11 protein-coding genes are annotated in these 11,513 nt (G+C 53.6%); 7 read left to right on the top strand and 4 right to left on the bottom strand.

All coding sequences use genetic code 11. The annotated features are described in order from the left end of the window. From PLD04_06645 to PLD04_06620, 6 genes are all read left to right on the top strand, one after another. The coding region (locus PLD04_06645) for a hypothetical protein (protein HXK68006.1) at positions 1 to 506 on the top strand (506 nt) is incomplete at its 5' end. A gap of 22 nt (positions 507 to 528) precedes the next feature. Further along, positions 529 to 3,153: a valine--tRNA ligase gene (locus tag PLD04_06640; protein ID HXK68005.1), complete on the top strand. Its 2,625-nt coding sequence runs from the start codon at positions 529 to 531 to the stop codon at positions 3,151 to 3,153. Beyond that, a complete protein-coding gene (locus PLD04_06635) occupies positions 3,146 to 3,883 on the top strand; it encodes a biotin--[acetyl-CoA-carboxylase] ligase (protein HXK68004.1) in 738 nt (245 codons plus the stop codon). The genes PLD04_06640 and PLD04_06635 overlap by 8 nt, the downstream gene beginning before the upstream one ends. Beyond that, a complete protein-coding gene (locus tag PLD04_06630) occupies positions 3,880 to 4,659 on the top strand; it encodes a type III pantothenate kinase (protein HXK68003.1) in 780 nt (259 codons plus the stop codon). Before PLD04_06635 ends, PLD04_06630 begins: the two co-directional genes overlap by 4 nt. Continuing rightward, entirely contained in the window at positions 4,643 to 5,311 is a 669-nt protein-coding gene (locus tag PLD04_06625) for a hypothetical protein (protein HXK68002.1), read from the top strand. The genes PLD04_06630 and PLD04_06625 overlap by 17 nt, the downstream gene beginning before the upstream one ends. 56 nt (positions 5,312 to 5,367) lie before the next feature. Continuing rightward, positions 5,368 to 7,470: a ComEC/Rec2 family competence protein gene (locus PLD04_06620; GenBank protein ID HXK68001.1), complete on the top strand. Its 2,103-nt coding sequence runs from the start codon at positions 5,368 to 5,370 to the stop codon at positions 7,468 to 7,470. Here the strand turns inward: PLD04_06620 and PLD04_06615 are convergent. Then, positions 7,401 to 8,543, bottom strand: a complete 1,143-nt coding sequence (locus PLD04_06615) for a DUF4388 domain-containing protein (protein HXK68000.1) — start codon at positions 8,541 to 8,543, stop codon at positions 7,401 to 7,403. The two genes, PLD04_06620 and PLD04_06615, sit on opposite strands and share 70 nt — an antisense overlap. A 95-nt stretch (positions 8,544 to 8,638) precedes the next feature. On the opposite strand from PLD04_06615, the gene PLD04_06610 reads away from it, so the two are divergent. Continuing rightward, on the top strand, positions 8,639 to 9,145 hold the full coding sequence (locus PLD04_06610) for a PaaI family thioesterase (GenBank protein HXK67999.1): 507 nt from the start codon (positions 8,639 to 8,641) through the stop codon (positions 9,143 to 9,145). Positions 9,146 to 9,168: 23 nt separating this feature from the next. Here the strand turns inward: PLD04_06610 and PLD04_06605 are convergent, their stop codons facing one another. The 3 genes from PLD04_06605 to PLD04_06595 are packed head-to-tail and all read right to left on the bottom strand — an operon-like array spanning position 9,169 to position 11,436. After that, positions 9,169 to 9,660: a 3-isopropylmalate dehydratase small subunit gene (locus PLD04_06605; GenBank protein HXK67998.1), complete on the bottom strand. Its 492-nt coding sequence runs from the start codon at positions 9,658 to 9,660 to the stop codon at positions 9,169 to 9,171. Continuing rightward, positions 9,650 to 10,897, bottom strand: coding sequence for a 3-isopropylmalate dehydratase large subunit (locus PLD04_06600; GenBank protein HXK67997.1), 1,248 nt, complete (start codon positions 10,895 to 10,897; stop codon positions 9,650 to 9,652). The genes PLD04_06605 and PLD04_06600 overlap by 11 nt, the downstream gene beginning before the upstream one ends. 8 nt (positions 10,898 to 10,905) lie before the next feature. Continuing rightward, the gene (locus tag PLD04_06595; GenBank protein HXK67996.1) at positions 10,906 to 11,436 is read right to left on the bottom strand and encodes an HD domain-containing protein; all 531 of its coding nucleotides are present in this window, start codon (positions 11,434 to 11,436) and stop codon (positions 10,906 to 10,908) included. Positions 11,437 to 11,513: the final 77 nt, after the last annotated feature.

The following is an 11,513-nucleotide window of genomic DNA, read 5'->3' as shown; positions in this document are numbered from 1 at the left end:
AAGAGCCTTCGTATGAAGCCCCGGCCGAAGAAGCTGCGGAAGCTCCCTCCTGGGACGCCCCGGTTCCGGAAACACCTGTGGAAGAACCCCGGTACGACATGCCTGCGGAAGAGATCGAATCCACTCCGGAAGATGAAGTTCCTCCGGTCTCTGAACCCCGGGAAGAGCCGTTTTATGAGCAGGGTATTGAGGAAGAACATCCACCTGAAGAATCGGTGGAATCAGAGGAAGACATCCCCTACGGGAGCGATGCCGGCATTCAGCAGGAAGAAGAAGTAGAAGAAACGCCCATTGAAGAAGACGTGACGGAGGTCGAAGCACAGCCGGCCGTTCCGTCCGTTTCGGGACCCATGGATGATGCTGTCATGGAGACCATTGTTCAAAAAGTACTCGAGCGGATGACCCGGGAAGTTGTAGAAGAGATCGTATGGGAAGTTGTTCCTGACCTGGCCGAAACGCTCATTAAAAAACGCATACAAGAGATCGAGGAATCGACCGAGTCCTAGATCTTCTTTCCCGAGGAGTACCATGACAAACCCAGCTGAGCTTTCGACCAGGTTCGACCCTGGTCAGTTTGAAGAACGGTGGTATCGTTTCTGGCTTGAGAATAACTATTTCCATGCAGGAAATCATGATTCACGGTCTGTATTCTCGATCGTGATTCCACCTCCCAACGTGACCGGGAAACTCCATATGGGTCATGCTCTGGTGAACACCCTTCAGGATGTCATGATTCGCTATCGACGAATGCAGGGAAGAAATACCTTATGGCTGCCCGGAACCGATCATGCGGGGATTGCAACCCAGATGGTGGTGGAGCGTGAGTTGATCAAGGCAGGAAAGTCGCGTCACGATCTTGGCAGGGAAGACTTTCTGTCCGTCATGTGGGACTGGAAACAGAAATATAAGGATAATATCAAGAACCAGCTCATGATGCTGGGCTGTTCGTGCGATTGGGAGAGAGAACGGTTCACCCTGGATGAAGGTCTATCCAGAGCTGTACGTCACGTATTTGTCAAGCTCCATCAGGATGGGCTTCTCTACCGGGGCCGGAAAATCGTGAACTGGTGTCCACGGTGTCAGACTGCTCTCAGCGACCTGGAGGTGGAGCATCAGGAAGTAAAGGGAAAACTCTACCATATTGCCTATCCCCTTGAAGAGGGTGCCGCTTCTCTGATTCTGGCAACGACAAGACCGGAGACCTTACTGGGGGACACCGCTGTGGCCGTCCATCCGGATGACGAACGGTACGCCGGTCTCATCGGGCAAAGGGTGAAATTACCCCTGATGAATCGATCCATTCCGATTGTGGGAGATTCCATGGTGGATCGAGAGTTTGGAACCGGAGTGGTGAAGATTACTCCTTCCCACGACCCGAACGACTTTGAGGTTGCCCAGAGACACCATCTTCCAGAGTTGACCGTAATGGATGAGAGAGGTGTGATGAATGAGGAAGCGGGTCCCTATCGTGGACTGGATCGGTTTGAAGCCCGGCGTGCTGTATTGCGGGATCTTTCCTCCCAGGGACTTTTAAAGGGTGAGAAAGACCACCTTCATGCCGTAGGTCACTGTCAACGTTGCCAGACGATGGTGGAACCCTACCTGTCTCCTCAGTGGTACGTTCACATGAAACCGCTGGCTGAACCTGCCATCGATGCAGTGGAACGGGGTGATTTGAACTTTGTTCCGGAGACCTGGGTGAAGACCTATTATGAATGGATGAATAATATTCATGACTGGTGCATCTCCAGGCAGATCTGGTGGGGTCACAGAATCCCTGTTTTTACCTGCGGTCCGTGTGGACATGTCATGGTCAGCGAAACGACCCCGGACTCCTGTGAGGCCTGTGGTTCCCGGGTCCTTACCCAGGATGACGATGTCCTGGACACCTGGTTCTCCTCCGCCCTGTGGCCCTTTTCGACCATGGGCTGGCCGGAGGATACGGAGGACCTTCGGGTGTTTTACCCTACGACCTGTCTGATTACCGGTTTCGATATTCTCTTTTTCTGGGTTGCCCGGATGATCATGATGGGGCTCTACTGCACCGGAAAACTTCCCTTCCGTGAGGTTTATCTGAACGCCCTGGTTCGCGATGCCCGCGGACAGAAGATGAGCAAGACACGGGGGAACGCTCTGGAGCCTGAAACCATGTGCAGGGAGTTTGGTGCCGATGCCGTTCGGTTTACCTTGAATATCCTCGCCAGTCCCGGAAGAGATATCCCTCTGGCCCCGGAGCGGATGGAGGGATACAAAGCCTTTATTACCAAACTCTGGAATGCCGCACGGTTTGTCATGATGAAAGCTCCGGAGCGGAAACGTCTGGACGGAAAACCATCTCCTCTGCCTGCAAAATGGATTCTCTCCCGATTTCAGACTCTCACGAAGGAGGTTACGTCCGCCCTGGATTCCTATCGGTTTGACCAGGCCGCGCATGCGCTCTACCACTTTCTGTGGCACGAGTACTGCGACTGGTTTATCGAGCTGTCCAAGCCGTACCTTCAGGGAGAACTGGGCAGTGAAAAAGAACAATCGGATACGGTGGCCGTCCTCTATGACGTTCTGGATGGAACGCTTCGTCTCCTCCATCCCTTTATGCCCTTTGTTACCGAGGAAATCTGGCAGGCCATTAAAGTCAGCGGAGAGACGATCGTACTGGCACCCTTCCCCGAAGCAGATGAAACCTGCCATGACCCACAGGCTGAAGAGGCCATGAACTGGTTTATCGAGACCATTGCCAGAATTCGATCATTCCGTGCGGCGATGTCGCTTCCGACCGCCACTCCTCTGGATATGGAAGTGTCTTCTTCCGGGCAGGGTATGGTGGATGGCCTCGGGGGCCTTATCTCTCAAATGGCAGGACTGCACAGGCTCACGGTTGTTTCAGAGACTCCATCCGGCCTTACCGACCATGTGGGCGGTGTCGTAATTGGTTTGAAAATTCCGAGGGAGATCCTTACCCGAGAGCTGAAAACCAGACTTGAGAAGGATATCGTATCCATGAGAGGTCAGCTGGAGAGTCTGAATCGACGTCTTTCGGATGAATCCTTCCTTACCAGGGCACCGGCCGAAATTGTGGAAAAACAGCGTCAAAAGGTTCAGGAATTAACGGAGCGTCTGAATCTCATGGTTGAAAACCTTGGAGACGATGCCTGATTCCGTAGGCGTGGCCCTCTGGGACACTCTACCCTCCACGCAGGATGCCGCCATGTCTGTGGCGGAAAAATTGATCGACAGGGGAGCGCCCGTTTCGCCCTTGCTGATTGCCGCACACCGTCAGACCGGCGGAAGAGGACAGGATACCCGGACATGGTACTCACCGCAGGGCGGCTACTATGGCTCGGTTCTTCTCCCTGTGCAGCCGGAGAACCTGTCGGCTCTGCCTCTCAAGGTGGGACTGACCCTGACCCGGTTTCTTCAATCACTGCATCCCCTTGATTTATCACTGCGCTGGCCGAATGATCTCCTCCTTGCGGGAAAGAAAGTTGCCGGAATCCTTATCAATGTCAGAGGTGAAATTGCGGTTGTCGGATTGGGAGTGAATCTCTTTATTGCACAATCCGATCTGAATTCCGAAAAATTGCAGGACGCGGCTAATCTTTCTGACAGGGCATCACTCTTTGCCGATTTTTCATTCTTCCACAGCGCTGTGATTCACACCCTGATCCCACGGCTTCAAACGGCCATGGCCCAAACCTTTCCCAGGGAGGAGTGGGAATCCATGTCAGCCTTCCGCCCGGGGGCTCGACTTTCATGGCTTTCCCAGGGTGTGCGTCAGGAGGGCATCTACCGGGGCATCAGTGAGCAGGGGTATCTCTGTGTCACCCGGGAAGGCGTGGATCTTCAAATCGTCAGTGCCTCATTGGTGAGGGAGGAATCTTCATGACCCGATCAAATTGTTTGCTTGCCGTTGATGCAGGAAATACAAACGTTGTGTTTGGTCTCTTTCAGGGTGATGATCTCCTGAAAACGTGGAGGATGGCAACGCTGATTGCACGCACCTCGGATGAATATACTGCCTTTCTTCACGGCTGTATGGAACGCCTGGGCATTGATTCGAATCAGATTTTCAACATCATGGTGGCCAGTGTGGTTCCTCCCCTCGATCTACCCCTTACCCAGGCCTTCAAGGAATGGATCCAAGTTCACCCGGATTTTGTCCGACCGGGACTGAAAACCGGTCTCCCCATTCATTATGATCCTCCCCAGGATGTGGGAGCGGATCGGATTGTGAACGCGGTTGCCGCAAAGGAACTCTACGGATCTCCCGCTGTCGTTGTGGATTTTGGAACAGCCACAACCTTCGATGTGATTTCCTCAGCCGGGGCCTATGAAGGAGGGATGATCTGTCCCGGGGTTCAGCTTTCGGTAGAAATACTCCACTCCCGTGCCGCCAGGCTTCCCCGGGTTGATATTCGCAAACCGGAGAATCTGGTGGGGAAATCGACCCAGGAGAGCATCCGATCGGGAATCTTTTTTGGTTATCTTTCCATGGTGGACGGAATATTGAAACGACTGGTGGCTCAGCTGAGTTCGTCAACAAAGATTATTGCGACCGGAGGCTATGCTTCCCTGATCGGCTCCGAGTCTGAATATATTCAGCACGTTGACCCCGACCTGACTCTCTATGGGTTGAAAATTCTTCATGAGCGAAATCGATAAGGGATTTGGCCCCTACCTTCGGGCCATCGAACATACCTTTATCCGTCTGCGAGGCACTCCGTTTCTTCTCAGTCCTGCTGATGTTCACCTCGCCCTGGAGTGGTACGCTCAAAGGATCCCCGTGGAAGAGGTTCTCCACGCTCTGGAAGAGGTCATGGAATCTCACGGTCAGCGGAATTCTTCGGATAAGGTAGGATCCCTCTCGTACTGTCGATGGCACGTCGCCCGCCGACATATGGACTCCATGGACCGCATGAGAGGATCTTCACCGTCCGGATCCGATCCCGCCGGGTCCCTGTCACCCATTCAAAGAATCGGTCTTCAGTGGAGGGAGAGTGCGGAATCCATGGACACGGAAGATCCCATCCGACAGTGCGTGGAAACCTTTGCCCGGAAGGTAGATCGAGAACTGGAACGGGGCGCGGACCCTGAATCGATCGGAAAGAAGATTCCAGGCTGGCGAAGGCACCTCTTTTCCTGCATCTGTGAAAGGATGCCTGCTGAGGAGAGAAAAGAAGTCGAACGGCAGGTTCAACATAGGATGGATGAAGTATCCTCGACGCTTCTCCCCGGTACGGAAGCGACGATGCGCGATCTATTACTCCGAGAGGAACTGCAGAAACGATTTCACCTTCCCCGTCTCTTCGCCTGAACCGACAGACGTACGCAGGAGGACTCTGTGTTGGTCTACTTGTCTTCCGATATCTGGTGCATCATCCCTGGAATATTCCCTTTCTCTGTCTTCTTCTGATCACGCTTCTCCTCCTCTTATTAAAAAGGAAACCGTTTCTTCTTGTCTGTGTCACGCTCTGTCTCTGGAGTCAGGCATTCCTGAATCAGGGACACCTGTCCGATGGGATCTTTCGAGGGAATATTGTCTTAAAAGGCTTGTGGTGGAAGGGAGAATACGACTGGCGTATCCACGCACAAACCTCGACAGGACATCCGCTGATCCTGTCTCTACGTACTTCGGAGGACCCCTCGAGCCTGTGGGGGGCGGGGGCACGTCTGCGGGTGACGGGTGAGGTCGACACTCCACCGCCTCCATCCTTTGTCCGATGGCCCTCGACTCCCCCTCACTATCTGAGAGTGAAAAGCCGGCGTTTGATTCAGGACGAAGGCCATGTGTGGTGGCACCCGCTTGCCGCACCGCTGCGATGGAATGATTGGCTTTCCCGAAATCTTCGAAGATATGAATCCTTCTATCCGGAAGCGTGCGGACTGGTTCAGGCGCTTGCTCTGGGGCGGATCTGGGAGATGGAGGAAGCTTCGATCCGCATTTTTCGACGGTCCGGGCTGATGCATCTTCTTGCCATCTCCGGTTTCCATGTAGGCCTTCTCGCCGGGATTCTGATTCTGTTAGCCCTGCCCTTTCGGCCTCCTCCCCGAATTGCGGCAATGGGAACCATTGTGCTCTTTTTCGGGTACATCATCTTTACCGGGTTTCGACCCTCCGTAACCCGGGCGGGTTTGATGGTGATTCTCTATGCGGGATCCATTCTTTTTCGCAGGCCGTTGTCACTTCCCGGAGCCCTGGCAGGTTCCCTGATATTCTCCGCGGTGTTGTTTCCCGAAACCGTTCTTCTTCCAGGGTTTGTCTTTACCTATGTCGCAACGGGGTTCATCTTCCTTCTATGGCAGGGAGGGCCGGTCATCGTAGAGTCTCTCCGAACGGCCTTCTGCCTGCCCATCTGTCTCATGCCCCTTCAGGGTTATTACTTTACATCGATCACCCTTCTCTCCGGTCTCCTGACACCCTTCCTGGGCCTGGCTCTCTATCTCCTTCTGCCGCTGTCGCTTCTCGCCTCGCTGACCCCGGGTCTTATTCTTCCCATTCTTCAGGTTCCTGCTGTCTGGATGCATAAAATTCTGGATAACGCCGCCTCATCTTTTCTGGGAGGATATCGGATCCCCGCTCCTTCGATCCCGATTACCCTCCTTGCCATGGGAGGGATACTCCTTCTTCTTGTTCTCCGGAGAGACAGGCCTTTTCGACCCTTGGCCATAGCTGCGCTCTGGCTGATCCTTACGGGAATTCCCGTCAGTCCGAAACCCTTTGTTCTTGGTGTCGATGTTGGGGAAGGGCTTGCCATGGCTTTTTCAGACTGTGGAGAGGCCATGTTAATTGATACGGGACGTGGGCCGGTCAATCACTCCCTTCTCCCCGTTCTTCTCGAGCATGGAATTGCCGGATTGAACGTCCTGGTATTAACTCATCCCGATGTGGATCACACCGGTGCTGTTGAAGGACTCCTCCATGAAATTCCCGTGGGGTCCATCTTTCTCTCCGCAAGCCGGGATCCTGGCTGGTCTGATATCCGATCCCTTGCACTTCAGCATCAGATTCCTCTGCGGTATCTGTCCCGGGGCGACCGATTTTCATTGGGATCCTGGGAAGTGGAAGCCCTCTGGCCTCCAGGATTGGATCCAGCCCTAGTGGGAAATGAGGGAAGTCTCGTTCTTCGAGTCGCGGGATCCTTAAGCGTTCTGGTAGCCGCAGATCTTCCCGCAGATCTTGAACCCTGCATCCTTCCCGGCCTGCCCCGGACGGAACTGCTCCAGGTGGGTCACCATGGGAGCAAGACTTCCACATCCCTGGAGTGGTTAGAAGCCATCGATCCCGGAATCGCATACATTCCCGTCGGCCGGAGGAATCCATTTTCCCATCCGAATCAAAACGTTCTTTCGAGGCTCCGGCAGAGGGGAGCCCTGATCCTGCGGTCAGACTGGCATGGGACGGTTTACGTCAGCAGATCGTCGATTTTGACGATTTCTTCGAGCCGGGCCTTTCGCTCACTGACATCGTGGTAGAGAGCCTCTTTCCTTTCCGGGGTAAGATGTTGCGTCACTTCAAATAGCAGATAAGAGAGGAATGTGTTTAACGCGTCATCAAGAATGATCTTCCTCTCTTCGAAGGGAAGGTCCGCTATGTTGGAGAGAATCGTACCGACATCAAAAGATCCGCTATCATCAAAGGTGATGTCTTCAAAGACTTCAGAAGAGGAACGCTGGTTTTCCTGAACTTCCCGGAATATCGTCTGAGTCCGCTCGAGTCCAACCGTCTCTTTCAGATCCTGAAAGATACTTTCGTAAAGATCTGCATATCCGGAAATGATTTCCATCAGAACTTCGCGGTCCTCGGTTTCCGCTGCTTCTTCCTTGGCCGGCTCATGGAGAAGGATCGCCTGAGCTGTAATAAGGGTGAGCAGAACCCGGCATGCATCAAATTCACTCAATCCGCTGATGCGGATCACATCCTGGACGGATATATTGTCTTTAAGCTGGGTCAGAATTTTCTGCTCCACAGGGGAAAGCTCGAGTTCGTTCAGGATCTCCTGAGGAACTTCCATGCGTGAAATAAGAAGATTTTTATTAGGGATCTTTTCTTTTATTCGAGCCCATTCATCCAGCCGCCGGATTCCCTCCATGATAAGAGAGGTGGTCGATGTCCCGATTACGATGGACTGTTTGACCATGGAGTCGGGCATCTCATAGAAAAGGAAGGTACCGGAGTTCCAGGAAAAGGTCGAGTAAATGATATCCAGAACCTGATGCTTCACGCCCCACCAGAGATCCTTGGGGGTTAGATACCCCATTTTCACAAGAAGCTTGCCGTGTTTAAGGCCCGGTTTGAGTGCCCTGGCGGACTCATCATATTGATCCTGAGAGATCTTTCCATTCCGAAGAAGAAAGAGACCGAGAGAATCTTCACGATCAGTTGATTGCGCAAATACGACTTCTCCCCGTTTGAGATAAAACGTAATTTCCACGTCATCCCTGTGAAGCTCCAGACGGCCCGTCTTCTTTATCATGGAGACAAAGGTCAATACGTCGGGCAGAAGAATTGCGTCCAGACTGCCCTCAAGGATCAGATAGTCCTTCACACAGATATTATAAACGCATTCCGGTCTCTTCCCAAACGTTACTATGGATACCTCTGGTAGGATGGACAGCAGACTCAAATGCAGGAGGTCCTTCCATGAAAGTCAGGATTACGGAGAAACAGCCCAATTCCCGGATGTGTTATGTCTGTGGTTTACGCAATCCCCACGGACTGAAAGCAAGATTTTATGAAATGGAGACCGGAGAACTCCTGGCAATCTTTTCTCCCGGAGAAGAGCATCAGGGGTACCCGGGCAGGCTCCATGGCGGAATTGCCGCGGCACTTCTGGATGAGGCCATTGGACGGGCGATTATGGTGAAGCACGGGGAGGAGATATGGGGTGTGACTCTGGAATTTTCCATTAAATATCGACATCCTGTTCCTCTGGACAGAGAGATTCGTCTTGTAGCAAGAGTCACGGAAGAAGAACGCCGCATCTTCCGGGGGACGGGGGAAATTCTTCTTTCCGATGGAACCTCTGCCGTTGAGGGCCTGGGAACCTATCTCCGGGTCCCTCTGGAACGTCTCGGATCAATGGACAGGGAAACTCTTGAATGGAAGGTGGTATCGGAAGTCACCGATCCAGATGATTTTGAACGGTGATCCGGACGGCCGCGTGAAATAAATCAGCCCTTTAACTGTGACTTAATATAAGGAATAATTCCGCCTGCCTCAAGAATGACCTGAATCTCAGGAGGATAAGGCGGAAAGGTGAAGGTTTGATTCGCCGTCTCCACAACACCCCTTGCCAGATCCACGGACACCCGGTCTCCCGGCCGAATCGCATCGACGGCTTCCGGCAGAATCAGGGCGGGAAGACCCTGGTTGATACAGTTGCGATAATAGATCCGAGCGAAGGATCGCGCAATAATTGCTGAAATACCGGATGCCTTCAAACAAACGACAGCCTGTTCCCTTGATGATCCGCATCCAAAATTGGTGCCCGCTACAATTACATCACCGGGCTTTACCCGGGTGACAAATTCGGGGTCGAGATCTTCCAGGGCATGCTTGGCCATCTCTTCAGGACTGTTCACTGTATAGGTATATTTACCGGCAAAGATAACGTCGGTATTGACGTCGTTTCCGTAGCAGAACGCTGTTCCCTCAGATTTCATCGTCGATGACTCCCTTGATTGCTGTGATCGCGGCGGTTCTGGGGCTCGCAAGGTAGATATCTGCTGTGTTGCACCCCATCCGTCCCTTGAAATTTCTGTTGGCAGTGGAAAGGCAGACTTCCCCGGGTGCAAGGGCTCCCTCATGGGCTCCGAGGCACGGGCCGCATCCCGGGTTCATGATGACACCACCGGCTTCCAGAATGGTATCCAGGTAGCCGAGCTTCATGGCCTCCCGATAGACGCTGGAGCTTGCGGGAAAGACGAGGAGCCGGATTTGAGGATGGATTTTGCGATCTTTGAGGATGGAGCAGGCTTCAGCGATATCGTAGAGACGTCCATTGGTGCAGGTCCCGATCAGAACCTGGTGAACCTGTATACCTCGAACCTCTGAGACGGCGCAGACATTATCCACCGTGTGGGGTCGGGCAGTTCTCGGCGTCAGGGAGGAAAGATCAATTGTTAATTCTCCGGCTACGGGGGCATCCGGGTCCGAATAGACCGGGGTTGAGCCGTTGGAGGAACGGTCTTTCAACCATAAAAAGGTTTTTTCATCCGGAGGAACATAGCCGATTTTAGCGCCCATCTCCGCGGCCAGGTTTGTGAGGACCATGCGTTCATCCACAGACATGGCAGAGGCGCCTGGACCCGTAAATTCAACCGCCTGGTAGAGAGCCCCGTCGGCACCGATTCGCCCGATAATTTCCAGGGCCACATCCTTGGCGCTGACTGTCGGGGGTCGTTCTCCTTCGAGATTAATACGGAAGGTTTCGGGGCATCGCAGCCACATTTCCCCGGTCGCCCAGATGGCGGCGGCTTCGCTTCGCCCGATCCCGGCGGAAAAGCAGCCCACCGCTCCATATGTGGTCGTATGGGAGTCGGAACCCAGGATCAATCCGCCCGGCCGGGCAAAGCCTTCCTCCATGAGAACCTGATGGCATACTCCGCGCTGTATGTCATAGAAGTGTTGCAACCCCTGCCTGCGGACAAAATCGCGGATCGTTTTGTGGTTTTCCGCGTACGCTTCGGTGGCGGCTGGAACACAGTGGTCCAGAACGATGACGGGCTGGCCGGGATTAAAGACACGTTCCACGCCGATTTTCGCAAAGGTTTTGGAAATGGCGGACGAGTTGTCGTGGGAAAGTACATGGTCGGGCCGGACAGTGACAATCTCTCCGACCTCAACCGACTCCTTACCGCTGTATGCGGCAAGGATCTTCTGGGAAAAGGAACGTCCCATGAATCACCTCAATGGAAAGTTTCGAAATTGGTGAAATCTGCGTGGTGAAGGATGACAGCTTCAGGGGTCCGCTTAAACCCTTCTCCTTCTTTGGCGTGCACGGCAATGATGTGCTGGACTTCTTCCGGGAGACCATGGTGAAAAGCCAGGGCTGTCCCGGACATCGGGTGGCGTAAAAGCTTACCGTTTCGGCTCTTTACCACCTTTCCGTCCTTACGCGCGTACTCCAGGAGCTTGCCGACATCATGCAGCAGGGCCCCGGACACCAGAATGTCCCGGTTAAGAGGAATACGATCTCCGTAAATTTTTTTCATGGCGTCAAAGGCACCGAGACTGACAAGCACGTTGCCGCGCACATGCTCTGCCATCGAGGCAGGGCAGGGATCCAGGAGAAGGGTGAAGGGCATGGTCCTGAGATCGTCGGGTACCCAGCCTCCGCGTTGCAGGGCGTCTTCGAAACAGGCCAGGGTCCGTTCCCTCAGGTCGGGATCCTGAATCTCTAAAAACTCGGGAATCAGCTGAAGTAGTTGGTCACGCATATCGGCGAATGTTACACCGTTCACAAAGTTGCGTCAACAGGAAAACATACGCTGAGGCGCACATGAAGATACGTTAG

It is taken from the genome of Thermoanaerobaculia bacterium (genome assembly GCA_035593605.1).
In the GTDB taxonomy this organism is placed as follows: Bacteria; Acidobacteriota; Thermoanaerobaculia; order UBA2201; family DAOSWS01; genus DAOSWS01.
This window is presented reverse-complemented; position numbering and strand designations above follow the sequence as displayed.